General features: G+C 69.1%; 21 protein-coding genes and 1 pseudogene. 10 read left to right on the top strand and 12 right to left on the bottom strand.

What is annotated here, in order from left to right:
- Window positions 1–2 precede the first annotated feature (2 nt).
- From obgE to HCR68_RS02010, 4 genes are all read right to left on the bottom strand, one after another.
- Window positions 3–1,601 carry a GTPase ObgE gene (gene obgE / locus HCR68_RS02025; RefSeq protein ID WP_167145716.1) on the bottom strand — a complete coding sequence of 533 codons (1,599 nt, stop codon included), beginning with the start codon at window positions 1,599–1,601 and terminating at the stop codon, window positions 3–5.
- An 85-nt stretch (window positions 1,602–1,686) separates the two neighbouring features.
- Window positions 1,687–1,944: a 50S ribosomal protein L27 gene (gene rpmA / locus HCR68_RS02020; protein ID WP_009746875.1), complete on the bottom strand. Its 258-nt coding sequence runs from the start codon at window positions 1,942–1,944 to the stop codon at window positions 1,687–1,689.
- A gap of 69 nt (window positions 1,945–2,013) precedes the next feature.
- Complete coding sequence (rplU, locus tag HCR68_RS02015) at window positions 2,014–2,334, bottom strand: 50S ribosomal protein L21 (RefSeq protein ID WP_004565174.1); 321 nt, start codon at window positions 2,332–2,334, stop codon at window positions 2,014–2,016.
- 183 nt (window positions 2,335–2,517) lie between these two features.
- On the bottom strand, window positions 2,518–5,811 hold the full coding sequence (locus HCR68_RS02010) for an Rne/Rng family ribonuclease (RefSeq protein WP_167145714.1): 3,294 nt from the start codon (window positions 5,809–5,811) through the stop codon (window positions 2,518–2,520).
- 633 nt (window positions 5,812–6,444) lie between these two features.
- Here HCR68_RS02010 and HCR68_RS02005 point away from each other — a divergent pair.
- The 5 genes from HCR68_RS02005 (at window position 6,445) to HCR68_RS01985 (ending at window position 15,027) form a co-directional block, all read left to right on the top strand.
- Entirely contained in the window at window positions 6,445–7,992 is a 1,548-nt protein-coding gene (locus HCR68_RS02005) for a cytochrome ubiquinol oxidase subunit I (protein ID WP_167145712.1), read from the top strand.
- Window positions 7,993–8,012: 20 nt separating this feature from the next.
- Window positions 8,013–9,146 carry a cytochrome d ubiquinol oxidase subunit II gene (gene cydB, locus HCR68_RS02000; RefSeq protein ID WP_167145710.1) on the top strand — a complete coding sequence of 378 codons (1,134 nt, stop codon included), beginning with the start codon at window positions 8,013–8,015 and terminating at the stop codon, window positions 9,144–9,146.
- Window positions 9,147–9,221: 75 nt separating this feature from the next.
- Window positions 9,222–10,973, top strand: coding sequence for a thiol reductant ABC exporter subunit CydD (gene cydD / locus HCR68_RS01995; protein ID WP_208320475.1), 1,752 nt, complete (start codon window positions 9,222–9,224; stop codon window positions 10,971–10,973).
- Complete coding sequence (cydC, locus tag HCR68_RS01990; RefSeq protein WP_167145708.1) at window positions 10,970–12,862, top strand: thiol reductant ABC exporter subunit CydC; 1,893 nt, start codon at window positions 10,970–10,972, stop codon at window positions 12,860–12,862. The genes cydD and cydC overlap by 4 nt, the downstream gene beginning before the upstream one ends.
- 5 nt (window positions 12,863–12,867) lie before the next feature.
- Window positions 12,868–15,027: a GAF domain-containing protein gene (locus HCR68_RS01985; RefSeq protein ID WP_167145706.1), complete on the top strand. Its 2,160-nt coding sequence runs from the start codon at window positions 12,868–12,870 to the stop codon at window positions 15,025–15,027.
- Window positions 15,028–15,071: 44 nt separating this feature from the next.
- On the opposite strand, the gene HCR68_RS01980 is transcribed toward HCR68_RS01985, so the two are convergent.
- The 6 genes from HCR68_RS01980 to coaD form a co-directional block, all read right to left on the bottom strand.
- Complete coding sequence (locus tag HCR68_RS01980; RefSeq protein WP_126413203.1) at window positions 15,072–15,731, bottom strand: response regulator transcription factor; 660 nt, start codon at window positions 15,729–15,731, stop codon at window positions 15,072–15,074.
- Between the two features lie 55 nt (window positions 15,732–15,786).
- On the bottom strand, window positions 15,787–16,905 hold the full coding sequence (gene mutM, locus HCR68_RS01975; protein ID WP_167145704.1) for a bifunctional DNA-formamidopyrimidine glycosylase/DNA-(apurinic or apyrimidinic site) lyase: 1,119 nt from the start codon (window positions 16,903–16,905) through the stop codon (window positions 15,787–15,789).
- Window positions 16,905–17,699, bottom strand: a complete 795-nt coding sequence (rnc, locus tag HCR68_RS01970) for a ribonuclease III (RefSeq protein ID WP_167145702.1) — start codon at window positions 17,697–17,699, stop codon at window positions 16,905–16,907. Before rnc ends, mutM begins: the two co-directional genes overlap by 1 nt.
- Window positions 17,699–18,316, bottom strand: coding sequence for a DUF177 domain-containing protein (locus tag HCR68_RS01965; protein ID WP_167145700.1), 618 nt, complete (start codon window positions 18,314–18,316; stop codon window positions 17,699–17,701). Before HCR68_RS01965 ends, rnc begins: the two co-directional genes overlap by 1 nt.
- Before the next feature lie 113 nt (window positions 18,317–18,429).
- Window positions 18,430–18,981: an ATP synthase F0 subunit B gene (locus HCR68_RS01960; protein WP_167145699.1), complete on the bottom strand. Its 552-nt coding sequence runs from the start codon at window positions 18,979–18,981 to the stop codon at window positions 18,430–18,432.
- The gene (gene coaD / locus HCR68_RS01955; protein ID WP_167145697.1) at window positions 18,978–19,565 is read right to left on the bottom strand and encodes a pantetheine-phosphate adenylyltransferase; all 588 of its coding nucleotides are present in this window, start codon (window positions 19,563–19,565) and stop codon (window positions 18,978–18,980) included. Before coaD ends, HCR68_RS01960 begins: the two co-directional genes overlap by 4 nt.
- Window positions 19,566–19,728: 163 nt before the next feature.
- Between coaD and HCR68_RS01950 the strand changes: the two genes are divergently transcribed.
- The 5 genes from HCR68_RS01950 to HCR68_RS01930 all read left to right on the top strand — a co-directional run bounded on the left by HCR68_RS01950 (window position 19,729) and on the right by HCR68_RS01930 (window position 25,415).
- A complete protein-coding gene (locus HCR68_RS01950; RefSeq protein WP_167145695.1) occupies window positions 19,729–20,727 on the top strand; it encodes a LacI family DNA-binding transcriptional regulator in 999 nt (332 codons plus the stop codon).
- Window positions 20,728–21,089: 362 nt separating this feature from the next.
- Complete coding sequence (locus tag HCR68_RS01945) at window positions 21,090–22,340, top strand: sugar ABC transporter substrate-binding protein (protein WP_167145693.1); 1,251 nt, start codon at window positions 21,090–21,092, stop codon at window positions 22,338–22,340.
- On the top strand, window positions 22,340–23,257 hold the full coding sequence (locus HCR68_RS01940; RefSeq protein WP_243858878.1) for a sugar ABC transporter permease: 918 nt from the start codon (window positions 22,340–22,342) through the stop codon (window positions 23,255–23,257). Before HCR68_RS01945 ends, HCR68_RS01940 begins: the two co-directional genes overlap by 1 nt.
- Complete coding sequence (locus tag HCR68_RS01935) at window positions 23,247–24,083, top strand: carbohydrate ABC transporter permease (RefSeq protein WP_167145691.1); 837 nt, start codon at window positions 23,247–23,249, stop codon at window positions 24,081–24,083. Before HCR68_RS01940 ends, HCR68_RS01935 begins: the two co-directional genes overlap by 11 nt.
- 3 nt (window positions 24,084–24,086) lie before the next feature.
- On the top strand, window positions 24,087–25,415 hold the full coding sequence (locus tag HCR68_RS01930) for an alpha-L-fucosidase (protein WP_167145689.1): 1,329 nt from the start codon (window positions 24,087–24,089) through the stop codon (window positions 25,413–25,415).
- Window positions 25,416–25,507: 92 nt separating this feature from the next.
- Here HCR68_RS01930 and HCR68_RS01925 read toward each other — a convergent pair.
- Both HCR68_RS01925 and HCR68_RS01920 read right to left on the bottom strand, forming a co-directional pair.
- A pseudogene (locus tag HCR68_RS01925) lies at window positions 25,508–25,888 on the bottom strand (L-fucose:H+ symporter permease); the annotation flags it as partial.
- A gap of 30 nt (window positions 25,889–25,918) precedes the next feature.
- Window positions 25,919–26,653, bottom strand: coding sequence for an IS3 family transposase (locus HCR68_RS01920; protein WP_243858890.1), 735 nt, complete (start codon window positions 26,651–26,653; stop codon window positions 25,919–25,921).
- Window positions 26,654–26,685 lie beyond the last annotated feature (32 nt).

Below are 26,685 nucleotides of genomic sequence, written 5' to 3'. Positions count from 1 at the left end.
CGTCAGTCCTCGTCGCCCTCGTGCCAGGTGGTGGCATCGGTCCACAGACCCTCGGCGGCCTCGGCCCGCAGCTGCTGGCGCGCGGCCTCCTTGGCGTCCATCATCTCGTGGTACTGACTGCGCCGCTCCACGTTGGTCCGACGTCGACCGCCCTCCAGGCGCAGGTCGGTGCCGCGAGCACCCAACAGCTCGGGGCCGGTGCTCATCGAGGGCTCCCAGGTGAAGAGCACTCCCCCATCCACCTCACCGATGAGGACGGTGTCACCGGCGTGGGCGCCGGCCTTGACGAGCTCGTCCTCAACCCCGGCTGCAGCCAGCCGGTCAGCGAGGTAACCGACCGCCTCGTCGTTGGAGAAGTCGGTCTGACGCACCCACCGCTCGGGGCGCTGACCGCGGACCTGGTAGACCTGCCCCTCACTGGGGTGGGCGAGCAGACGCACCTGGGCGACGCTGTCCTTCTCACGGCGTCCCACCGCCGCGGGGCGGATGACCGGGCGCGCCCCGTCCGTCCCGCCGGGATCACCGCTGCTCGAGGGCGCCGCCGGGGCCATCGCACGGGCCCGCTCGACCTCAGCGGCCAGGGCGAAGGACAGGGGTCGCAGCCCCGTGTGGGCGACCGCGGAGACGATGAGCACGGGCAGGCCCCGGTCCTCGATGTCGGCGCGCACGAACTCGGCGAGCTCGGCGGCGTCGGGGACGTCGACCTTGTTGAGCACCACGATGCGGGGCCGCTCCATGAGCGGGACGCGGCCGGTGAGGGAGGGGTCGTCCTCCTGGTCCCCCAGGCGCTCGGAGTAGGCGGCGAGCTCGGCCTCGATGGTGTCCAGGTCGGACAGCGGGTCGCGGCCCGGCTCAAGGGTGGCGCAGTCCAGGACGTGGACGATGACGGCGCAGCGCTCGATGTGCCGCAGGAAGTCCAGCCCCAGCCCCTTGCCCTGGGAGGCGCCGGGGATGAGCCCCGGGACATCGGCGATCGTGTAGCGGACGTCGCCGGCCTCGACGACCCCGAGGTTGGGCACGAGGGTCGTGAAGGGGTAGTCGGCGATCTTGGGGCGGGCCGCACTCATGGCGGCGATGAGGGAGGACTTGCCGGCGCTGGGGTAGCCCACCAGGGCGACGTCGGCGATGGTCTTGAGCTCCAGGGTGATGTCCCGGGCCCGGCCGGGCTCGCCCAGCAGGTGGAAGCCGGGCGCCTTGCGCTTGGAGGAGGCCAGGGAGAAGTTTCCGCGTCCGCCGGTACCTCCCTCGGCGACGACGACGCTGGCCCCCTCACCCACGAGGTCGGCGATGACCTGGCCGCCGGCGTCCTTGACGACCGTGCCCTCGGGGACGGGCAGGACGAGGTCCTTGCCGTCGGTGCCGCGCCGCCAGTCCCCCATGCCGGGGGTGCCGTTGCCGGCCCGCTGGTGCGGGGAGCGGTGGTAGCTCAGCAGCGTCGTCACCCGGGGGTCGACGGCCAGGACGACGTCGCCGCCATGACCGCCGTCGCCGCCGTCGGGCCCGGCCAGGGGCTTGAACTTCTCGCGGTGCACGGAGGTGCAGCCGTTGCCACCGTCGCCGCCGGCCACGTGGAGGACCACTCGGTCAATGAAGCTGGGCATGGGGTCTCCTGTGAGTCCGGGGATAGCGTGAGGGCGGACGGCAGCTGCCGTCCGCCCTCATGCGACGTACTGATGTGCTCGGGGCTCAGGCCTCGGGGAGCACGACATTGACGACCCGGCGACCGCGGAAGGTGCCGAACTCGACGTTGCCTGCTGCGGTGGCGAACAGAGTGTCGTCGTTGCCGCGGCCGACGTTGCGGCCGGGGTGGAAGTGGGTGCCGCGCTGGCGGACGATGATCTCGCCGGCCTTGACGAGCTGGCCGCCGAAGCGCTTGACGCCGAGGCGCTGCGCGTTGGAGTCGCGGCCGTTGCGGGAGGAACCAAGACCCTTCTTGTGTGCCATGGTTGAAGGCTTCTTTCTTCTCGAGCGTGTAGGTTCAGGATGCCCACGTACTGGCTGACGCCGGGGCGGTCACTTGATGGCGGTGACCTTGACGGCCGTCAGCTGAGCGCGGTGGCCCTGGCGCTTGCGGAAGCCGGTCTTGTTCTTGAACTTGAGGATGTTGATCTTGGGGCCCTTCTCGTCACCGATGATCTCGGCGGTGACGGAGGACTTGGCCAGGTCGGCGGCAGAGGTGGTCACCTTGTCGCCGTCCACCAGCATGACGGGGGCGAGGGTGACCTCGTCGCCGATCTCACCAGCAAGCTTGTCGACAACCACGACGTCGCCGACGGAGACCTTCTCCTGACGGCCGCCGGCCTTGACGATCGCGTAGACCACTTGAATGCTCATCTCTGTAGATTCTTCGAAAGGCTCTCACGCGCAGCGGGGCTTCGATCAGCCTCGCCGGGAGGGCCCTGTCCTGGGCAATGGCGCAAGACGCACCGGCAGATAACTCTAAGCGATCCTGCTCCCAGCACCAACCTCCGGTTCGCCCCGCCCCCTGTGTTCTTGGGCACGAAGGCCTCACGGGCGCTAGGCGGACGCCTCGGAGGCGTCTGAAGAATTCTCCGGCGACGGCGCGGTGGCCTTCGCAGTGGCCCGCCTCCTCGTTCTCCTCGCGGGGCTGGTGTCGTCCGGCCCTTCAGCCCCCTGACCGGCGACCGACTCCCCAGCAGTCTCCTCAGACCTCCCGCCGGCCGCCCTCTCGGCAGGATCCTCGGAGCTCTTCACAGACCTCTTGCCGGCCTTCTTCTCAGACTTCTTCTTCTCAGTCTTCTCACCGGCCTTCTTGCCGGTCCTCCTCGCCGACTTCTTCTCACCGGCCTTCTTCTCAGCCGACTTCCGTGTCCTGGCGGCCGGCGGGTCCTCGGCCTGCGAGGACTGATCACTCTGGGTGCCGGTGGCCTCCTGAGCATCGCGAGGCTCCTGGCTCTCCTGCTGAGCCTCCTTGTGGGCCTGCTCGGCGGCGGCCGCGATCTGGGCCAGGGCGCCACGGACCGCGGCCCGGGCCTCGTCGTCGACGCCGGACTCGGGCGAGCCCGCGGCGTCGGCCCCTGCGGCGCTCTTGGCGCCTCCCTTGGCGTTACTGCTCCCCTTGGTGCTCTTGGCGCTCTTGCTCTTGGTCTCCTGAGCGTCCTTCTTACCGGATCCAGCCTGCTCCTCGCGGTTCTTGCGCCCGCGCGAGCGTCCGCCGCGCGAGGCCGAGGCCGACATGTCGACCTGCTGGTTCTCCACGGGCTCGTCGTGGACGATGAAGCCACGGCCCTTGCAGTGCTCGCAGGTGGTGGAGAAGGCCTCGACCAGCCCCTGCCCGACCCGCTTACGGGTCATCTGGACCAGGCCGAGCGAGGTGACCTCGGTGACCTGGTGGCGGGTCCGGTCGCGACCCAGGCACTCCACGAGCCGGCGCAGGACGAGGTCCCGGTTGGACTCCAGGACCATGTCGACGAAGTCGATGACGATCATGCCGCCGATGTCGCGCAGGCGCAGCTGACGCACGATCTCCTCAGCGGCCTCGAGGTTGTTGCGGGTGACAGTCTCCTCCAGCGTGCCGCCGGCCCCGGTGAAGCGGCCGGTGTTGACGTCAATGACGGTCATCGCCTCGGTGCGGTCGATGACCAGGGTTCCGCCGCTGGGCAGCCAGACCTTGCGGTCGAAGCCCTTGGCGAGCTGCTCGTCGACGCGGTGGGCGGTGAAGACGTCCTCGGGGCCGGTCCAGTGCTCGAGGCGCTCGGCCAGGTCCGGGCTGACCTCGTCGATGTACTGGGAGATCGTCGACCAGGTCTTGTCCCCGGAGACGATGAGCCTGCGGAAGTCCTCGTTGAAGACGTCGCGAATGACCCGCACGGCGAGCTCGGGCTCGCCCTTGAGGAGGACCGGGGCCTTGCCGCTGCCCTTCATGACCGAGGAGGCCTTCTTCTCGATGGTCTCCCACTGGGCCACCAGCCGCTCGACGTCGGCGGTCAGCTGCTCCTGACTGGCCCCCTCGGCGGCGGTGCGCACGATGACTCCGGCGGAGTCGGGCACGATCCGCTTGAGGATCTTCTTCAACCGGCTGCGCTCGGTGTCCGGCAGCTTGCGCGAGATACCGGTCATGGAGCCGCCGGGGACGAGGACCAGGTAGCGGCCCGCCAGAGTGATCTGGCTGGTGAGACGAGCGCCCTTATGACCGATCGGGTCCTTGGTGACCTGAACCAGGACGGTGTCACCGCTGGAGAGGGCGTCCTCGATGCGGCGGGGCCTTCCCTCCAGGCCGGCGGCGTCCCAGTTGACCTCGCCGGCGTAGAGCACGGCGTTGCGCCCCTTGCCCAGGTCCACGAAGGCGGCCTCCATGGAGGGCAGGACGTTCTGAACCCGACCGACGTAGACATTGCCGACCGTGGAGGTCTGGGTGTGCCGGGAGACGTAGTGCTCCACGAGGAGCCCGTCCTCCAGAACGGCGATCTGGTTGAGGCCGTCGGACTCGCGCACGATCATCTGACGGTCCACGGACTCGCGGCGGGCCAGGAACTCGGCCTCGGTGACGATGGGCCGACGACGCCCGGCCGCCCTCCCCTCACGGCGGCGCTGGCGCTTGGCCTCCAGCCGGGTGGAGCCCTTGAGGGCGGTGACCTCGTCACGCGGGTCACCGCCCTCGGAACGGGTGCGGGACCGACGGCGCCGCCGGCGCGTTCCGGACGTGGCTCCCGCGGTCGCCTCGACGGCGGCGTCCGCCGAGGTCTCACGCGCCGGGGAGGCCGCGTCGGCGGGCCTCTCCCCGGCGTCCTGGGACTCGTCGTCGGAGTCGCTGCGCGCGGAGTCCTCACCGCGTGAGCGAGAGCGCCGACCGCGCCCACCACGGCGGCGCTTGCGGCGAGCCCCGCCCTCACGGGCGTCATCCGGCGAACCGTCCGACGAGTCGGCCTGAGCCTGGTCCTCGGCCTCGGCGGCGTCAGCATCGTCTCCGGACTCCTCTGCCGCGGAGCCCCCGCGTCCCTCCTGGGTCACGCCCGAGTCGGCGACCGCCCGCCGCCGCCGACGGCTGCGTCCACCGCCTCGACCCGCTCGCGACGAGGAGGACGACGCGGACTCCCCCTCGTCGTCGTCCGCGTCCCGGTTCCCCGCACCGGTCGGAGAGCCGGTCCGCAGAGCCTCGTCCTCGTCCCCCCAGCCACGTGCGCCCTGGTGACGCGACGCCGTCGGCGCCTCTTGAGGGGCAGCGGTTGCGGCGGTGACCCGCCGACGTCGACGGGCCCGGCTGGGGTCGGGGGCCTGGAACAGGAGCGAGGCGGCGGGCAGGCGGGGCACCTCCGGCTCCTCCTCGTCCTCACCCGAGGAGGTCTGGGCGAGCTCGCCGTCGGAGTCCTCCTGATCCTCCCGGGCGTCAGGGTCCTCCTCGTCGGTCTCCTCTTCCTCGGGCTGCGCCTCAACGACGCCCTCGTCAACGTCAGTGTCCGGCACGGCGCTGGACCCGGTCTCCTCCGCCGGCGACTCGTCGGGCTCACCGGTCGCCTCAGCGACGGCGGAGCGAGGATCGGCGGCCGGAGCGGCATGCGGGGCGGCGGATGCCGCGACGACCTTGCGGCGGCGACGAGACGGGGACGATGCGGTCGCCGAGGCGCCTGGAGCCCCGGAACCGTCGATGTCGGGCTCGCCGTCACCGGAGGCGGTGACGGCGTCCGAGGCGCCCACCGAGCCTTGCTGCTCGGCAGCGGGAGCCTGGGCGGGAGCGGCGGCAGCGGCGGTGACTCGTCGGCGACGGCGCGGGGCCGGGGTACTCACGACGTCGCCGGCGGCCTGGTCCTGCTCGTGCGATTCTGTTGATTCTGATGTGGTGCGACGTGCCATGGGGCTTGCACTCTCCGAGGCTGACGCCGTCGTCGTACCCTCGACGCGTCAGCGCGGTTGTGCTCCCCTGCGGGAGCAGCGAAAAAGTCTCGAGCGCGCCCGGTAAGGGCGCATGCCTCGCCTGACGTCCACACAGACCGGGCTCGCAGCGGCGCAGCTCAGGCGGCGCAAGGTCCTCGGACAGGGTCGGTCGGAAGGCGCGGCCCCAGGTACTGGTACGAAGCACCCGAAGCCGAACGAAGTATCCCACACATACAGAGATAAGCACCTGCGCGACTCGTCATGGTCATGGTGGCTCATCTCTCGCTCCACACACAGATCTCATCACCTAGTCAGCTCTCACTCAGCATTCAGTCAGTCTTCAGTGGATTCCCGCCGGTTACTTACGGGCCTTCAGTCCCACTCACAAGATCGTCAGTCTTCAACAATCCCAGCCCGAAACCACGTCACACAACCCTTGGAACGATAGTCTTGACAAGGAAAGCAGGGGTCGTCGTCAGCGTCGTCACCGCATCGAAACTCATCCGTTTCACGACAGCACGTCATAGATGACCTATAATACCCTTATTGACCTGTAGGACGTTCTACAGAACACCTTATCGATCTCATCGTCATCTCCGAAAGGTGGCACGGATGGCCATCTCTCCCATGGCGCTGGACTCCCTGGATCTGGCGCGCTGGCAGTTCGGTATCACGACCGTCTACCACTTCATCCTGGTCCCGCTGACCATCGGGCTCTCCCCGCTGGTGGCTCTCATGGAGACGCTGTGGCGCCGGACCGGCAACAAGCAGTGGCTGGTGGCCACCAAGTTCTTCGGCAAGATCCTGCTGATCAACTTCGCGCTGGGCGTGGCCACCGGAATCGTCCAAGAGTTCCAGTTCGGCATGAACTGGTCGGAGTACTCGCGATTCGTCGGCAACATCTTCGGCGCCCCGCTCGCCTTCGAGGCCCTGCTGGCCTTCTTCATGGAGTCCGTCTTCCTGGGCCTGTGGATCTTCGGGTGGGACCGGCTGTCCCCCAGGCTCCACAACCTGTGCATGTGGGCCGTGGCTGCGGGCACGAACTTCTCCGCCTTCTTCATCCTGACCGCCAACTCCTGGATGCAGCACCCGGTCGGCGCCGTCGTCAACCCCAGGACGGGGCGCGCCGAGCTCGACGGCGTCAGCGGCTTCCTCAAGCTCCTGTCCAACGAGCTGGTATGGGCCACCGTCCTGCACGTCATCTCCTCGGCGCTGCTGGTCGCCGGCGCCGTCATTATGGGCGTCTCGGTGTGGTGGATGACCAAGGCGGCCCGCGCCGAGCAGGACTTCGAGGCCCGTGAGCTGTGGCGGCGGGTCACCCGTTTCGGGGCCATCGCCATGGTGGCCGCGGGCCTGGTCACCGCCGGCACCGGTCACATGCAGGGCCAGCTGGTCGCCGAGTACCAGCCGGCCAAGATGGCCGCCGCCGAGGGGCTGTGCCACTCCGAGACCGGGGCGCCCTTCACCGTGGCCGCCTTCGGGGACTGCAGGAACGAGGACGGCATGGTCCGGTTCATCTCGGTGCCCGGCGTCTACTCCTTCATGGCCACCAACGACTTCAACGCCGAGATCACCGGGCTCAAGGAGGCCGGGGACACCTACGCGGAGCGGTACGGCACCACCGACGCCCGCGGCAACACCGTCGACCACAGCCCCAACGTCATGGTCAACTTCTGGTCCTTCCGCCTCATGATCGGACTGGGCATGGCCTCGATGGGGCTGGGGGTCCTGGCCCTGTGGCTGACCCGCTCCGGGAGGCTGATCTCCCGCCCGCTGCTGGGCAGGATAGCGCTGGCCACCATGTGGCTGCCCTTCATCGCCTGCTCCTTCGGGTGGATCTTCCGCGAGATGGGACGCCAGCCGTGGGTCATCGTGCCCAACCTGTCCGACCCGGTCTCCCAGGTCTACATGCTCACCGCCGACGGCGTCTCCTCCGTGGTCTCCTCCGGCACGGTGCTGGCCTCCATGGTCATCTTCATCCTGCTGTACGCCGCACTCGGCGTCGTCTGGTTCGTCCTGCTGCGCCGTTACATCCGTGAGGGCGTGCGCACACCGGTGCCGGGCAAGGCCGGCGAATCCGATGACCCGGGCTCGGAGAGCCCTGACGGCGAGCCCAAGGGCTCGCCCGAGGGCACCCCGGCCCTGTCCTTCGCCTACTGAACCGAGGAAGGTAGACACCCATGACACTGAGCATCCTCTGGTTCATCCTCATCGCCGTCCTGTGGATCGGCTACCTCGCCCTGGAGGGCTTCGACTTCGGCGTCGGAATGCTTCTGAAGATCCTGGGCCGCGACGAGCGCGAGCGGCGCGCGACCCTGGCCACCATCGGCCCTCACTGGGACGGCAACGAGGTGTGGCTGCTGACCGCCGGAGGGGCGACCTTCGCGGCCTTCCCCGAGTGGTACTCCACCCTGTTCTCGGGGGCCTACATCGTCCTGTTCATCATCCTGCTGTGCCTCATCGTGCGCGTGTGCGCCATCGAGTGGCGCCCCAAGGTCAACTCCCAGACCTGGCGCGACCGCTGGGACTGGGTCCACACGATCAGCGCCTGGCTGCCCTCCATCCTGTGGGGCGTGGCCTTCGCGAACCTGGTCCAGGGCATGCACATCGAGGTCGTCCAGATATCCGACGGCGCCGTGGTCCCGGCCGGGCAGGTCCCGGCGGACTCGCTCGTGCCCGGCGCCGCCCACCAGATCACCGGCGGTCTGCTGACCATGGTGACGCCCTTCACCCTGCTGGGCGGAGTCGTCACCTGCCTGCTCTTCCTCAACCACGGTGCGCTCTTCGTGGCCCTCAAGACCACCGGTGATCTCTCGCAGCGGGCTCTGCGGCTCTCACGCGGGCTCGCTCCGGCGGCCACCGCCGTCACCGCCGCCTGGGCCCTGTGGGCGCAGCTGGCCTACTCGGGCAGTGTCCTGTCATGGATTCCGCTGGTCATCGCGGCGGCCGGCCTCATCGGCTCGCTGCTGGCCGGCCGCGCCGGGAAGGAGGGACGGGCCTTCGCCCTGCACTTCGTGGGAATCGCCTTCGCCGTCGTCTTCATCTTCGCCGCGATGGTGCCCAACGTCATGCGCTCCTCGGTGGACCCGGCCTACTCGCTGACGATCCAGCAGGCCGCGAGCGCCGACACGACGCTGCTCATCATGACCGTCGCCGCCGCCGTGTTCGTCCCCGGCGTCCTGGCATACACGGTCTGGAGCTACAAGGTGTTCGCCTCGCGCATCAGCGCCGAGAGCATCAACCCCAACCAGGGAGGGCTGCACCCCACGCTGGTGCGGGACTCCGCCCAGCCCGAGGCGCACTTCGGCTACTGAGCTGACGTGGAGCGCTGCTGAGCGCATCAGCCGGAGGTGTCGGGCCTTAGGGCCTACTCCCCTATCCTTGGGAGGGTGAAGCCTCTCGACCCCCGGCTGATGCGCTACGCCCGCTCAGCGCGCAGATACATCGCAGCCACGGCCGTGACCGGAATGGTGACCGCCGTGCTGGTGGTGGCGCAGGCGTTCCTCATCTCGGGCGCCGTCTCCGCGGTCATCTCCGACGGTGCCGGACCGGCGTCGGTCAGGGGTCTGGTCATGGCCCTGGGCGGCGTCGTGGTGGCCCGGGCGCTGGTGGTTCTCCTGCAGGAGCTTCACGCCCACCGCTCCGCGGCAGGGACGATCGTCGAGCTGCGACGGCTGGTCCTGGAGCACGCCGCTCGGCTGGGTCCGCGGTGGCAGGCCCTGCACGGCGCCGGGACCGCCACGCTGCTGACTCGCGCCCTGGATGACCTGGAGCCCTACTTCACCCGCTACCTTCCCCAGCTGGTGCTGGCCGCCACCGTCACCCCGGCCACGGTCCTGGTTCTCATCACCCAGGACTGGCCCGCCGCGGTGGCCGTGGTGTGCACGCTGCCTCTCATCCCGATCTTCATGATCCTCATCGGGCGGATGACCCAGTCCGTCTCCCAGGAGCGGCTGGAGGCCATGAAGGTCCTGGGGGACCAGGTGCTCGACCTCATCTCGGGGCTGCCCACCCTCAAGGCACTGGGGCGCGAGCAGGGGCCGACCGAGCGGGTGCGCGCCCTGGGGCGCGCCTACCGGCGCACCACCATGTCGACCTTGCGGATCGCCTTCCTGTCGGGAGCGGTCCTGGAGTTCATCACGACGCTGTCGGTGGCGATCATCGCCGTCGAGATCGGGTTCCGGCTGGTGGCCGGCCGCATGGACCTGTTCACCGGTCTGCTCGTGCTCATGGTGGCGCCTGAGGTGTACCAGCCGCTGAGGCAGGTGGGTTTCCAGTTCCACGCCTCGGCCAACGGGGTGGCCGCCGCCGAGTCGGTCTTCGAGGTGCTTGAGACCCCCGTCCCCTCGCGCGGCACGCTGCCGGCCCCCGACCTGCGCACGGCCACGATCGAGCTCGACGCCGTGTCCGTGGCCGCCCGGGGAGCGTGGGCCCCGGCGGGGCTGAGTGCCACGATCCGCCCCGGCGGCCTCGTGGCCCTGACCGGGCCGTCGGGTGCGGGCAAGACGACGACGACGCAGGTCCTCCTCGGTCTGCTGCCCGCTGACCGGGGCCGGGTGAGGGTCGTGCCCGACGGCGAGGGACCGGACGGAGCCGTCGATCTCGGCGAGATCGACCCGGTCACCTGGTGGGAGCAGATCGCCTGGGTCCCCCAGCGCCCCACCATCACCCCGGGCACGGTGCTGGACAACGTGCTGCCCGGCACGGCGCCGGACGCTTCGCAGACCGTGCCCGGATCAGTGGTGGAGGCCTCCCAGGCCACCGGTTTCGATGAGGTGGTGGCCGGTCTGCCGCAGGGATGGGACACCCTTGTGGGCAGCGGTGGCGTGGGCCTGTCCGTGGGCCAGCGCCAGCGACTCGCCCTGACCCGGGCCCTGTGCTCGACGGCGCCCCTGGTGGTCATGGACGAGCCGACCGCGCACCTCGACGCCGCCAGCGAGGCCCATGTCCTCTCCGGAGTGCGCGCGCTGCACGCCTCGGGACGCACGGTGGTGGTCATCGCCCACCGCCCGGCGCTCATCGCACTGGCCGAGCAGACCGTTCCGGTGACGAGCGAACCGATGGAGCCGGCGTCACCAGCAGCCACCTCTTCCGACCCGTCTCCCGCCCACGAGTCGACCGCAGCGCAGGAGGAGGCGTGAGCCCGGTGACCAGCATCCTCTCCCCGACTCTGTCCGCCCGGGAGCGACGGTCGCTGCACCGGGCCGTGGGCCTGCTGCACCTGGACCGCTCACGCTTCGCCCTGGCGGTGCTGGCCGGCACGGCCGGGATGGCCTCGGCCGTGGCCCTGTCCGGGGTGGCGGCCTGGCTCATCGCGCGAGCCTCACAGATGCCCGACATCGTCGCGCTGGGGGTGGCGCCGGTGGCGGTGAGGCTCTTCGGCATCTCCCGCTCGGTACTGCGGTACTGCGAGCGGCTCGTCTCGCACGACACCGCCTTGAGGGGTATGGGAGCCCTGCGCACCCGTCTCTACGAGGCACTGGCCTCGGCCCGCACGGACACGGTCGTGGGACTGCGCCGCGGTGACGTCCTGGCACGGGTGGGGGCCGACATCGACGCGGTCGGCGACCTCGTGGTGCGCGCCTACCTGCCCGCGGCGGTGGCGACCGTCCTGGGTGCCGCCACCTGTGTCGGGATCGGTCTCGTCTACTGGCCGGCGGGCCTCATCCTGGCGGCATGCCTGCTGCTGTCCGGGCTGGGGGCCCCGCTGGCCACGTTCCGTTCCGCCCGGATCGCCGAGCAGGCCCGCCAGAATGAGGCCACCGAGCTGTCCGCCGAGGTGCTCGCGGTTCTGGAGGGTGCTCCGGAGCTCACCGTCTCCGGACGTCTGGTGGACTCCATGCGCCAGGTCGCCTCTCGGGAGAAGAGCCTGGTCCGGCTGCGCGACCGGGCCGCGGTCCCCGCGGCGATCGCGGCGGCCGTGGATGTCGCGGCCATGGGGATCGCGGTCGTGGGCAACCTGGTGGTCGGGGTGAGCGCCGTGGCCGCCGGTCAGCTCGGCCCGGTCTGGCTGGCGGTCATCGTCCTGGTTCCGCTGGCGGCCTTCGAGGCCACCTCCGCGCTCGGTCCGGCCAGTGTGCAGCTGGTGCGATCGGCCGGCGCCGCCCGCCGCATCGTGGAGCTCATCGAGACGGCCGAGGCCAGCACCCGCAGCGACAGCGGCGCCAGCAACGACGGCAGCACGACCTCCACCATGGCTCGTGAGCTGCCTGCGCCCTCCGGGCGGGGGCCGCGCCTGAGGGCCAGGAACCTGGCGGTGGGCTGGCCGGGCGGCCCGGTCGTGGCCGAGGGCATCGACCTGGATCTTGAGGTCGGCAGCCGGGTGGCGGTCGTGGGTCCCTCGGGGATCGGGAAGTCGACCCTGCTGGCCACGTTGGCCGGGCTGCTGGAGCCCCGGGGCGGCACGCTGACGCTCGACGGCGTCCCGCCGTGGCGGGTCTCCCGTCCCGAGGTGGCGGCCAGGGTCTGCCTGACCGCGGAGGACGCGCACGTCTTCCACACGAGCGTCCTGGAGAACCTGCGCGTGGCACGGGGGGACGTGGCTCCCGCCGAGGCGGACGAGCTGCTGAGGCAGGCCGGGCTCGGCGACTGGCTCGAGTCGCTGCCCGACGGCGTCGACACCATCATCGGGACGGACGCCACGACGCTGTCCGGCGGTGAGCGGCGTCGGCTCCTTCTGGCCCGGGCGCTGGCGGCCCCCGCGCCACTGATGCTCCTGGACGAGCCCGGTGAGCACCTCGATGCGGCCACGGCGGACCGCCTCGTGGCCGATCTGCTGACGGTGGGGGCCCGCCAGGGGCGCGGCACGCTCCTGGTCACCCACCGCCTGAGCGCCCTGGCGCACGCCGACGAGGTCCTGGTCATGGGACGCCCATCGCAAGCGGCCGAGGAGCAGGTGCCGGCGACTATCCTGCACAGGGGCGGTCACCGCGAGCTCCAGGAGGTCTCCGAGGCCTACCGGTGGTCGCTCTCCCAGGAGGATCAGGACAGGCAGCAGGACGACACGTCCCACATGAGGCGGACGAGCTGAGAACGATGACGACACACGACCCGCAGCGCGCAGCAGACGCGCTCCCGCAGAGCGCCGGCTTCCCCGGTGTGCCCGAGGACGAGCCGGAAGAGCCCCACACGCCGGTCCGAGGAACCGAGGAGGCGGTGGCACCGCTCTCCGAGGAGACCGCTGCGGCGGGGCGCCTGGCCTACGCCGTCCATGCCGACCAGCTCGTCTCCACCCGGGGCCGCCAGGCGGCGGCCCTGCAGCCGAGCCTGGATGAGGCGACCGTCGACCTCATCCAGGCGGCCCTGAGACTCACCAGCTCCCTACGGGTCCCCGACGCGCTGCGCAGCCTGGTGGAGTCGGCCTGCTCCATCACGGGCGCCTCCTGGGGAACCATCGCGGTGCTCAGCCACGCGGACATGGATGTCGAGGCCGTCGAGGCCGGAACCTCCCCCGAGGGATCGGGCACCGGGCTGTGCAGCGGGGTGCCCACGGCTACCCTCGACGAGCTCGCCCAGATGGCCGGCACCGCCTCCAGCGCGGCACAGGGAGCCGGCAACAGCGCCGAGGCCCCCGGTGCGACCGGTGTCTCGGGTGTCTCTGACACGTCCGCGCACGCCCTGCTCAGCGGGCTCGAGGGCACCGGCCTGGTCATCGACAACGACCTGGGGAGGGCCTCGGCCTTCACCGGCGCCATCGAGGACGAGGAGACCGGCAGCCTGCTCTCCGCGCCGCTGCGTCTTCACGGGCAGGTCTACGGGCACCTCTACCTGTGCGACAAACCCGGGGGCTTCACCCGTTCCGACGCCGACGCGGTCCTGACCCTGGCCCAGGCGGCGGCCGTGGCCGTGGAGAACGCCCGTCTCTATCGCGAGGCCCGTGATCGTGAGCAGTGGATGGCCGTCTCCCAGGAGCTGACGACGCTGCTGCTCTCGGGCGCCGAGGAGGACGACGCGCTGACCCTCATCGCCCACCGGGTCCGCCAGGTCGCCCACGCCGATACCGCGGCACTCATCCTGCCCAGCATCGGGCAGAGCTGGATCTGCGAGATCGCCGACGGCGAGCACGCCAAGGAACTGGTCGGCACCTTCTTCCCGCCCGAGGGCCGGGCCCTGACCACCCTGGCCCACCAGACGGGCCTCGTCGTGGCCTCACTGGAGGACGCCTGGCGGGGCGGCGACCTCCGGGTCCCCCAGCTGGCCCGGTTCGGTCCGGCCCTCTACGCCCCGATGATCCACCGGGGTCGGGGGGTGGGCGTCATGCTGCTGCTGCGCTCCCCGGGCGCGGCCCCGTTCACCGCCCAGGACCTGGAGATCGCCGAGCTCGTGGCGGGCCAGGCCACCATGGCCTTCGAGCTGGCCGATGCCCAGCACGCCGAGGAGATGGCCACGCTCCTGGACGAGCGGGCCAGGATCGGCCGGGACCTGCACGACCTGGCCATCCAGCAGCTCTTCGCCACCGGCATGCAGATCTCGGCGGCCCGGGAGCGTCTGGCCGCCGCCCGGGACGGTGACGAGAGCACCGGCGCCGAGGCGGAGCTGGACACGGTGTGCTCGGTGCTGAGCACCGCCCTGGAGGCGGTGGACGACTCCGTGGGCCAGATCCGCTCCATCGTGCGCTCCTTGCGGGATCGCGACGAGGACGTCGGTGTCGTCGAGCGGCTGCGGCGGGAGGCCTCTCTGGCCCGCAACGCCCTGGGCTACGCCCCCTCGCTCCTGCTGAGCGTCGATGGCCGGGGCCTGGCCCAGGTGGACCGTGACGAGGAGGACCGGCTCATCGGCTCGGTCGACGCCGTCGTGGGCCCGGACATCGCCGACGACATGGTGGCCGTGGTGCGCGAGGGGCTGAGCAACGTGGCCCGCCACGCCCACGCCTCCTCGGTGACGGTGGACGTCAAGATCGAGGGGGTGCTTCCGGGCTCGGAGCTGTGCTGCGGTCCGGGGGACGATGAGGGTCACGCCTCGGGGGACGCCGAGCCCTTCCGGGGCAGCCCGGTGGTGGAGATCGTCTGCCGCGACGACGGCATCGGGGTGAACCCGTCCGTCAAGCGCCGCTCCGGGACCGCCAACATGGCCGAACGGGCCCGCCGCCACGGCGGCAGCTTCGTCATCGGCCCGCGGGCCCGCTCCGACGGCGAGCGCCGCGGCACCTGCTTCACCTGGCGGGTGCCGCTGGGCGGGGGCGGTCGGCTGCGCTGAGTCCTGGAAGCCGGCCGCCGGTCCCGGCGGCCGGACGAGCGGCGTCAGCCGTTGCGCCAGCCCGAGGCGCGCTGGCCGGCGACCCAGGCGGCGACCTGGGTGCGTCGTTGCAGGCCCATCTTGGCCAGCAGCGAGGTGATGTGGTTCTTGACCGTCTTCTCGGCGACCCCGAGGCGCTCACCGATCTCCCGGTTGGACAGGCCGTCGCCGATGAGGTCGAGCACCTTGCGCTCGGCATTGGTCAGGTCCGCGGTGGGATCGTCATGGTCGGCCCGACGACGCGTGACGGTGCGCTCGTCGAGCAGGACACGGCCGGAGGCGACGGCCCGCACGACGTCACTGATCTCGGCACCGTGGACGGTCTTGAGCAGGTAGGCCCGGGCCCCGGCGGCCAGGGCCTCGGCCAGGGCCTCGTCGTCGTCGAAGGAGGTCAGCACGATCGGCAGGGCCTGGGGCACCGAGTCGCGCAGCTCCTGCATGAGCTCGATCCCCGTGCCGTCGGGCAGCTGAAGGTCCACGAGGATAACATCGGGGCGGACCAGCTCGGCGCGGCGCACCGCCTCCGCCCGGGAGCCCGCCTCGGCGACGACGTCGAGCCCGTCGGCCCGGTCGATGATCTCGGCGATGCCGCGGCGGACGATCTCGTGGTCGTCCACGATCATGACGCGGACGATCTCCGAGGAGGGGGTGTGTGACATGCTCATGACATTACCAGGGGCCGGGGACCTACGTCACATGAACAGCTGCGTCATTGCACCGTTATCTCGGGGCTCTCGGGGTCGGCTGCGATCGGACGGGCCGTCGCGGCCGGGTCTGACAGCGGGGGCAGTAGGTGTGGGAGCGCCCTGCCAGGACCTCACGGGCCATGGCGGCCCCGCAGCGACGGCACTCCAGGCCCTGGCGCCCATAGGCCCTGAGCTCACGGGCGAAGAATCCGGCGGCCCCCTCGACGTCGACGTAGAGGGCGTCGAAGCTCGTGCCGCCGGCCTGAAGGGCCCTGGCCATGACCTCCGCCGTGGACCGGAGGATCCGGGCCACGACCCGGGGACCGAGGGCCGATCCGGGGCGCAGCCCGTGCACCCCGGCCTCCCACAGGCCCTCGTCAGCGTAGATGTTGCCGATGCCGGAGACGAGTCCCTGATCGAGCAGGAGGGTCTTGATGGCGCGTTTCGAGGCGCGTACCCGGGCGACGACCCCGCCGGGACCGGTGCGCTGCAGAGCGGGGTCGAGCAGGTCACGGGCGATGTGGGTGGCGTCGGCCGGCAGCAGCGGCTCCGGGCTGCCCGCCCCGCCTGGGGCGCCGTCGGCGGTGGGGACCAGCTCGACGACGTGCAGCCCGCCGAGCATGCGCTGGTCGACCAGGTCGAGGACCGCGCCGGAGCCCGGGCCCGGAACGGACTGGCCTCCTCCGGCACTGATGTCGGTGCTCGTGCAGGTACTGAGATGGATGCGTACACGCAGGTGGCGCGGGGAGATCGAAAGATCCCGCACGTAACGGGGCTGGACGGTGGCGCTGAGGTCCACCGGACGCCCGCCGGGCCGAGCGCCCGGATCGGCCAGGAAGGCCGCGGCGCTCGCTGACTCGGGGCCGGGTCCCGCTCCGGTGGCGGAGGCCGTGCCACGCACGAGCAGCTGGCCGCTCATGCCCAGGTGGGCCGACAGGGCGTGGCCGTCGTCCAGGGGCAGCCACAGGAACTTCCCCCGCCGGACGGCCGCGGTGACGGTGCGCCCGGTGAGTCGGTTGACGAAGGCCTGCGCCCCGCCGTCCTGGCGGCGCAGGGGGCGCGGATCAAGGACCTCGACGCGGGTGACGGTGCGTCCGGTCACGTGCCGGGCGAGCCCAGCACGCACCACCTCCACCTCGGGGAGCTCGGGCATCAGCTCTGCCGGGAGGCCTGCTGGGTGAGCAGGTCGGCGCGCAGGGCCTCGTTGACCCCGGGCAGGTCGAGTCCGCCGTCGCCGCGTGCGGCCAGGATGGCGGCGTAGGCGGCCTCGGCGGCGTCGTGCTCGGCGATCTTCTTCGAGCTGCCCGTGCCCTGTCCCATGATCTGGCCGTCGACGATGGCGCTGGCGGCGAAGACCCGCTGGTGGTCGGGGCCGGTGCCGGTCACCTCGTAGGTGGGGTTGCCGAGCTGGTGGGCCGCGGTGAGCTCCTGGAGGCTCGTCTTCCAGTCCAGGCCCGCACCGCGGGTGCGGGCCGAGTCCAGGAAGCGTGAGACGAGCCGGGTGACGACCGTGCGGGTCTCCTCAAGCCCATGGGTGAGGTAGGTGGCCCCGATGAGGGCCTCGACCGTGTCGGACAGGATGGAGTCCTTGTCGCGTCCGCCCGAGAGCGCCTCCCCCTTGCCGAGCCTGATGAACTCCCCCAGCCCCAGGTCACGGGCGACCGCGGCCAGGGCCGGCTCGGAGACCGTGGCCGCACGCATCTTGGCGAGCTGTCCCTCGGGAACGGCCGCGTGGGTGCGGTAGAGGTACTCGGTGACGATGATGCCCAGAACGGAGTCGCCCAGGAACTCCAGGCGCTCGTTGGTGGGCAGGCCGCCGTTCTCATGGGCGTAGGAGCGGTGGGTCAGGGCCAGGTCGAGGAGCTCGGCGTCGATGCCGGGACCCCAGCGGTAGACGAGTGCCTCGGTGTCGGTGCGCGCGGGCGGGGCGGTGCGGCGTCGGGCCATCAGGACTGGTCCCTCTGCGCGTCTTCCCGACTGTCCTGCTCGTCGTCCCCGTCGCTCTGCTGGTCGGTCCGCTGGTCGCTCTCCGTCTGGAGCAGACCGGCCAGCGCGGACCAGCGCGGGTCGAGGACCTCATGGTGGTGGTCGGCGGGCAGGTCCTCGAGCCGCTGCCCGCAGTCGGGGCACAGCCCCGGACAGTCGGGGCGGCACAGGGGCTGGAACGGCAGCGTGGGCACCAGGGCGTCGCGCAGGGCGGGCTCGAGGTCCAGCGTGGTCCTCCCGACGGCGAGGAGCTCGTCGGCCTCCTCATCGCCCTCGGCCCGCTGGGCCTCGATGGCCTCGGGGAAGAGGTAGAGCTCGTCGATCCTCACGGTACGGTCCTCGTCGAGGTCGCGCAGGCAGCGCACGCACTCGCCGTGGAGGTGGAGGTCGGCGTCGGCACGGGCCAGGACGCCGTCGTCCATCGAGGTCAGGGTGACGTCGAGGGCGACGTCGCTGCCCTCGGGCACACCGATGACCTCGGTGCCCAGATCGGCGGGGGCGGGGGTGCGGATCCGCAGGTTCTTGACCGAGCCGGTGGCACGGGGCAGGTCGACGATATCGACGACGAGTCCTGACATGGTTTCCTCCACAACGGGTTGACCGCGCCGTCTGAGACGGTGTCCGTCGTCGGCGAGGTGATGGACGAGGTGTCTGGTGCGAGCGTACCCGGTGGGCCGGCGACGCCGGTGCCTCAGCGGGCGGAGGGGTCCACGGACCAGCCGGAGCGGCGGCGGACGGGCTCCTGGACCTCCACCGACTGGTCCACACCGTCGCCCAGACGGCCGGCCAGGACCTCTCGGCCGGCGCGGATCTGCTCGGCGACCTTGGCGACCTCGGCCTCCAGGGAGGCCAGGGTCCGGTCGGAGTACTCATCGGCCCCGTGGCGCAGGGAGGCGGCCTTGTCCTCGGCGGCGGCCACGATGCTGTCGGCCCGATCGTTGGCCATGCGCACGATGTTCTCGCCGGCCACCAGCCGCTCGGACTCCTCCTGGGCGTACTGGACGAGCCGCTCGGACTCGGCGCGCCCCTCGGCCAGGACGGCGTCGGCGTCGGCGACGATCTTCTCGGCGCGGTGGACGGCGGTGGGGACCGCGTCGCGTGCCCGGTCGATGAGGTGCTGGGCGGCCTCCCGGTTGACGATCACGGAGGCGCTCATCGGCATGGAGCGCGCGGTGGTGATGAGCTCGTCGAGCTCGTCGAGGATGTGCAGCAGGTCGTCTCCGGCATCGCGGCTGGTCGTCACGGTAGGTCCTCTCGTGTGTGGTCGGCGCCGACGAAGCGGCCTGGCGGGGTTCCGGGTGGGACGGGTCCTGGCACGTCGCCCTGCTGAACCGGCTGTGGCGCGCCGGTGGCGAGCCGGGTCTCCAGGGCGCGGGCGACGGCGGGTGGAACGAGTGCGGAGACGTCCCGGCCGTAGCCCGCGACGTCCTTGACAAGGGAGGAGGAGATGTGGGCGTGGGCGGGCGAGGCGACCAGGAAGACCGTCTCGGGCGCGCCCAGGTCCCGGTTGAGCAGCGCCATGGGGAGCTCGGCGTCCAGGTCGCTGCCGTTGCGCAGCCCCTTGATGACGGCGCTCGCGCCGCGCCGGCGGCAGTAGTCGGCCAGCAGCCCGGGGACGAGGTCCACCTCGACACCGGGCAGGTGGGAGGTGGAGGCCCTGGCCAGGGACAGGCGCTCCTCGACGTCGAGCAGGTGGCGCCCGGCCTTGGCCGCGTTGTGGGCGATCCCGATGACGACGACGTCGAAGAGCGCGGTCGCACGGGCGGCGATGTCGACGTGCCCCAGGGTGAGGGGGTCGAAGCTTCCGGGGTAGACGGCCAGGCTCATGCGGCCACGCTACTGGCTGGGCGTGTCGTCGCGGGGGACGCGCGCCGCGTTGTCCTCCTCAACGGCGCACCCGCATTCACGCTCCACGACAGCACGACGCCTCTCGAACCCGGCGCCCGCCGATGTCTCAGAACTGTGCGAAGGCGCTGCTAATATTTTCCTTGTGCCCACACGCGTGACCCTCAGTGACGTGGCTGACGCCGTCGGAGTCTCGTCTCAGACCGTCTCCCGCGTGCTCAACAACCACCCGTCGGTCCGCCCTGAGACGCGTCAGAAGGTGCTGGCCGCCGTCCAGGCTCTGGGTTACGAGCCCAATCTTGCGGCACGTCTGCTGGCGTCGGGATCCTCGGGGGCCGTCGGGATCCTTCTGACTGCCGGGCTCTCCCACGGCATGGCCTCCACCTTCTCCGCAATTGCCAGGGCCGTTCGCGAGCGGGGAGACACATTCGTTCTCGCCACCGCTGATGACGGATCGCCGGAGTCGGTCAAGGAGGCTCTTGCCCATCTTCACGGCCACCGTGTTGCCGCCACCGTCGTCCTCGCCCAGCGCGCCGACGTCCTGGCCATCCTGTCGTCTCAGCGCCACCGAGGCCCTGTCGTTGCCATCATCTCGGGTCAGCACGAGTTCTCCACGCTGTCGACCGTCTCCATCGACCAGGCGATGGGGGCCAGGCTGGCGACAGAGCACCTCCTCGCCCAGGGGCGCACACGACCGCTCCATGTCACCGGGGACCTGTCGTGGCAGGACGCCTCCGAGCGGCTCGCCGCCTACCAGTCGGTGTGCGCCGAGGCCGGAGTCCCTGGTCGCTGGGTGGGAACGGACTCCTGGACGGGAGAGGCCGGAGCCAGGGTTGCTCGGCGTCTGCTCGACAGCGGTCTGCCCGACGCCGTCTTCGCCGGCAACGATGACATCGCCCTGGGCCTGTGCCACGAGCTGCTCGCCGCCGGCGTACGGATCCCCGACGACGTCGCCGTCATCGGCTTCGACGACATTCCCCTGGCACGTTGGGCGACTCCGTCCCTGTCGAGTATCACGCAGGACTTCGACGCCCTGGGACGGGCCGCGCTGAGCCTGTCCGACGACCTCGTCGGGGGCGAGCCGCCCCACAGCATCTCTCTCGAGCCGCGGCTAGTCGTCAGGTCGTCAACGGTAGGCGTCTGAACCGCACTCCTCCCAGGGTCGGTGTCCGGCGGGGACGGCGCCCGTCAGGCTGCCCGCAACCGTCGTACCCCCACGCACAGCACGCGCCCCTCCAGCAGCTGACCAGAGGAGGAGACGAGAACCCGGATGTCAGCGCTCACTTTATTCTCTGCCTTCACCAGACCTTCACCGGACATCCGCGGACACTCATGAGCGACCACTATCGCGCTTAATTGCCATCAATTCAGCAAGTTACAAGGCTTGACACCTTTCTGTGACCCAACTAATGTGAGCACCATCATTCACCAGTTCCGACGAGAACGTCGGACCACAGCGGCAGCAGCAATGAGGCAGCCCCGCTCGCTCAACGAAGAGAGAAGACCATGACCCCAGCATCACTCTCCCGCCGTACCCTCATCTCAGCATCGCTTCTCAGCGGCGCTGGAGCGGTCCTGCTGTCATCGTGCTCATCGGGCAAGAGCAAGAACGAGAACGCCCCAACCCAGATGTTCACCTGGGTGTCCAGCGAGTCGGACCGCGCCCAGTGGCAGGCCTTCGTCGACGCCGTCAAAGAGACCGACCCCAGCTTCAAGCTGGACTTCTCGGGTCCCAGCTACAACGACTACTTCACAAAGGCGAAGACTCGAATGACGGCCGCCGACGCTCCGGGGATCCTGACCACGCAGGCAGCCCGGACCAAGGAGCTCGTCGGCATCATGGAGCCGCTGGACGATCTCATCAAGAAGCACGGGGTCGACACGTCGGTCTTCAACAAGGCCATGATTGAGGGCATGACGGTGGACGGCAAGCTTTACGCACTCCCCTACGACGCCGAGCCCTGCGTCATGTTCTACAACCGGCAGTCCTTCAGCGCGGCGGGCCTGACGGAGCCGACGACCGGATACACCTACGAGCAGTTCCTGTCAGACATGAAGGCCCTGACCACTGACGGCAAGGTCGGCATGGCCATCAAGCCGAGCCTCATGGACACCGCCCCCGGGGCATTCGCCTACGCCGATGGCGCCACCGCGCTCGACGACAAGGGCAACCTCTCCCTGACCTCCGCCGCCTTCGTCTCGGCGGTTCAGAAGGCTTTCGATCTTTCTGCCGTGAACGGCTACGCCAAGGCCCCCTCCGCCTCGGACGGCGACGAGGTTGCGCAGGGCGCCTTCACATCCGGTCAGGCCGCCTCCCTCATCGACGGCCCCTGGATGTACTCGACCTTCGCCGAGCAGCTCGGTGAGAACCTGGGCGTATGCGTCATCCCCAGTGACTCCGGACAGGCCATCGGCGTCATCCAGGGATCAGGCTTCGGCATCGGCAAGAACTGCCCGGACAAGGACGCCGCGTTCAAGAACATTATGAAGCTGGTCAGCCCCGAGGTCGTTGGCAAGGTGGCACGTACTCGTGGGACAGTGCCGTCGATCAGCTCCCAGATCGACGGATGGGCCGAGGGCAAGCCGGCCGGGAACGTCGATGCGATCAAGTACCTCCTGGACCATGGCACCCCCCTGGTGACACCAGCCAACTGGAACCAGATCGTGACCTCATTCACCCAGTACAGCCCCGAGGGCTATCGAGGCTCACGCACCGCCGCGGACATCCTCAAGGACCTGCAAGAAAGTGCCGGCTGATGGGGACAGCCACCATCGCGGAAAGCCGTAGGGCCCGCGGAGGGCTCCGAAGCAGGTTGCGCATCCTCGCATACCTGGCCCCCGGAATGACCGGATTCATCATCTTCATCGCCGTCCCTCTGATCGCATCACTGATCATCTCATTGTTCTCATGGTCGCTTCTAGGGACGTCGGAGTTCGTCGGCATTGGCAACTATCGGCGAATGTTCTCCGGTGAGGACCCGGCCTTCTATACGATCCTCAGAAACACAGTAGTCTTTGCGCTGCTGTACACGGCGGCCAACCTCATCATCTCCACCGGAATATCCTACTGGCTACAGCATCTGCCCAGCAGGTTCTCTCGCGCCCTCCGCGTCATCTTCTTCATCCCCGTCGTCACTCCGATGGCCGGAAACGCATTGATCTGGCGCCTCCTTCTCAATGACGACGGAGTTGTCAACTCTGCACTCAACAGCATAGGAGTTCCACCTCTCCCCTGGCTTAATAACCCGGGCCTGGCGATGACCTCCCTTGTTATCATGAGCCTGTGGCAGGGACTTGGATACAATATCGTCGTCCTTACTGCAGGACTTAACGGGATCAACCCGTCAGTCCTTGAGGCGAGCGAGCTTGATGGCGCGACAGGAATGAGACGATTCTTTCAGGTCGTCTTCCCCATCCTGTCTCCCACCTTCTTCTTCTGCACCGTCATGACGGTCATTGGGGCGTTCAAGGTGTTCGCCCAGCCGTTCTTCCTCACCAAAGGAGGCCCAGGAGAGTCGACGAACACCATCGTACTCGCCCTGTACCGCAATGGATTCTCCTTCGACAAGCTCGGGTACGCCTCCGCCCTGGCATGGGTACTATTCGTTATCGTCATGCTGCTGACAGCCCTTCAGTTCAGCCAGCAGAAGAGGTGGGTGAACTATGACTCTTGAGCATCGCTCCAGGATCAGCAGGATTGTCTCCTACTCCCTGCTCACGCTGATCGCTATAGCGTTCCTCTTCCCCTTCGCCTGGATGCTGGCGTCCTCCCTCAAGCCCACGTCCGAGGTGTTCTCCACCGGAGCCTCTTTCACCGGCTCACGCCTCGCATGGGACAACTACACCGAGGCAACTCGCCAGATCCCCCTGGGTCGCATCATCCTGAACTCGATTCTCGTCTCGACGTGCGGAGCCGCCCTGACCATGACGGTCTCGCTACTGAGCGCGTACGCCTTCGCCAGACTCCGGTTCCGGTTTCGCGACCACCTGTTCATGCTGTTTCTGGGAACCCTGGTACTTCCGCAGGAGGTGCTCGTCATCCCCCTGTACATCGGCTTCCAACGTCTGGGGCTGGTCAACAGCTACACGGCCCTCATCCTTCCCTTCGCCTTCGGCGCCTTCGGAGCGTTCCTCATCCGACAGTTCATCCTGAGCCTGCCTCTGGAGTTCGAGGAGGCGGCAAGGATCGACGGGGCCGGCGATCTCAAGATTCTCTGGCACATCCTCATCCCGCTACTGAGGGCTCCGGTGCTCGTCGTCGGAGTCTTCTCCTTCATCGACTACTGGTCCACGTTCCTGTGGCCGCTTATTGTCATCAATGACGCAGACCTGGCCACGATCTCACTGGGACTTCAGATGTTCTCAGGTGAGAGGGGAACCGACTGGGGGCCCATGATGGCCGCCGTGTCCATGTCGGTCATACCGTCCTTCTTCATCGTCACCTTCCTGCAGAGCCAGCTGGAGAAGGGTGTCACCCTCGGCGCCTTCGGAGGTCGTTAATCCATGAATCGGCCCACTGCGTCACAGCACAGAACCCGCCTCGGAACTCATCAACCGAAGTGGCTGGATGAGACACCTCTTGGAATCTTCATTCACTGGGGGGCGTACTCAGTACCCAGTTGGGCCGAGCCTCACGGAGAGCTTGGCACGGAGCCCGACGAGAAGACGTGGTTCACCCACAACTCCTACGCCGAATGGTATTTCAACACCATACGTATTCCAGGCAGTCCGGCAGGAAGACACCATCGAGAGACCTACGGTTCCCTGCCATACGACCATTTCCTGGACATGTGGCACGCAGAGCACTTCGATCCTGACGACTGGGCCTCCCTATTCAAGGAGGCCGGGGCGGGGCTCGTCATTCCGACAACCAAGCATCACGACGGCATCACCCTGTGGGAGGCCCCTGATACCTACGAACGCAACACGGTCCATCGCGGCCCTCGACGGGACCTCATCGAGGATATCTCTCGGGCGACGCGCAAGGCGGGAATGCGATTCGGAGTGTACTATTCGGGCGGCGTGGACTGGCACTATCGCCCTTTTCCCGTTATCCTGACTGAGGAGGATCTGCAGCTTCTTGCGAGGACCGTTGACCCCGAGTACGGCCGCTATATCTTCAGCCACTGCCTTGACCTGTTCAAACGATATCGTCCTGATGTCTTCTGGAATGACATCGAATGGCCCGACTGCGCCAAGAACTTCGGTCCCTACGGTTTGGGAACACTGCTTGAGCACTACTATGAGCTGTGCCCGGAGGGCGTTATCAACGATCGATTCGGCGGGTTCCACTCCGATTACGAGACCAGCGAGTATCAGGCGATGCGCGGATCCGAGGCCGCGGACCGGTGGGAGAACTGTCGCGGAATCGGGCTGTCCTTCGGCTACAACCGGCTGGAGGGAGACGAGCAATACCTCACCGGGCCCGCTGCTGCTCGTCACCTGGTCGACGTGGTCTCACGAGGAGGACGCCTTCTGCTCAATGTCGGTCCGCGCGCGGACGGCACTATTCCCGGCCCTCAGCGGGCCTGCCTGCAGGGGCTGGGTGCCTGGATGCGTGCGGCGAGGCCGGAACTGTCCCGACCCTCTCCGGAGCTCATGGAACGGACCGGCTCGCTCCCGGGGGCACGACTCATGTCTCATGGAGACCATGCCGTCCTCTTCGCACTGGACGACGTCGAGGTCCCACTCGACCGCCTGCCCGAGCAGTTCGACTGGGGCTCCTCGAGGGCCGGCGACGAGTTGACGCAGGTGAGCCACGATCACGGCCTGCTCACGGCGGCACCCACCGCACTGGGCCCTGGGATCGTCCTGGCCGAGCGTCTGCACTGACTCCACAGTCTTCTCTCCGCCCACTTGGTACGAAGTGGGCGGAGAGAGCACATGATGGCAGGTGCCCCGAGATGGATGTCACCAAGACGCCGTCAGGCTGCGCTGATGGGTCTTGGTGTGCGCAGCGTGTAGAGCCCGTAGGCAGCCACCACCAGGAAGCAACCGGCGACCGCCACATAGGACACCGCGGCAGAGGTTCGGTCCATGATGGCGCTTTGCACCAGAGGCATGGTGGCTCCACCGATGATGGCCATGACCAGACCGGCAGCCCCGTACTTGGTGTCCTCCCCCAGCCCCATCAGGGCCTCCCCGTAGATGGTGGGGAACAGGAGGGAGATGCACGCGGATAGGGAGATGATGGCGAGCACTCCCAGAATGTTCACGCTCACCATCGCGAACAAGGAGAGCGCGACCCCGATGGAGCACATGACCAGAAGCAGCTTGCGCGCGTCGTACCTGCCCATGAGACCCACTGTCAAGCCCCGGGTTTTGTGGAGGCTGGTTTAGCTGGATGTGGTGGTGGCTGGTTGTAGTTGTTCCTGGCGGTGGGTGTCGGGGGCCCAGGCGGCTTCGTGCTCGGCGGGGGTGCGCATGCCGATGGCGGAGTGAGGGCGAATGGTGTTGAACCAGTGGACCCACTCGGCGGTGGCGACCTCGACGGCGTCGATGTCCTGCCAGGGTCCTTGGTTACGGATGAGCTCGGCCTTGTACAAGGAGTTCAGCGCCTCGGCCAGAGCGTTGTCGTAGGAGTCTCCCTTCGACCCCACCGAGGCGACCGCCTCGCAGTCGGCCAGAGCCTGCCCGTAGCGGATGGACCGGTACTGCACGCCGCGGTCGGAGTGATGGATCAGGCCCGAGAGGTCGACCCCCTGACGTCTTCGCTGCCAGACAGCCATCTGAAGGGCGTCCAGGGCCAGGTCGGTGTACAGGCCGGTGGAGGTCTGCCAGCCGATGATCCGCCGCGAGAACACGTCAGTCACGAAAGCCACATAGACCCACCCGGAGAAGGTGCGCACGTAGGTGATGTCGGCGACCCACAGCTCGTTAGGGGCGAAGGCCTCGAAGTGGCGCTTGACCAGGTCGGCCGGACACCGGTCCGGAGGGGCCGAGCGGGTCGTCCTGGGCGACTTGGCGCGTCTGACGCCGTGAAGACCCAGGTCGGCCATCAGCCGTTCGACGGTGCACCGGGCCACGTGACCGGCACCGTGACGCTCGGCGGCCTCGGGTCGGTTGAGCATCACGTGCATCTTGCGGGCCCCCAGGACCGAGT

The organism is Actinomyces sp. ZJ308 (assembly GCF_011752065.1).
Taxonomy (GTDB): Bacteria; Actinomycetota; Actinomycetes; order Actinomycetales; family Actinomycetaceae; genus Actinomyces.
Note: the sequence above shows the minus strand (reverse complement) of the source record. Positions and strands in the feature narration are given on the sequence as shown.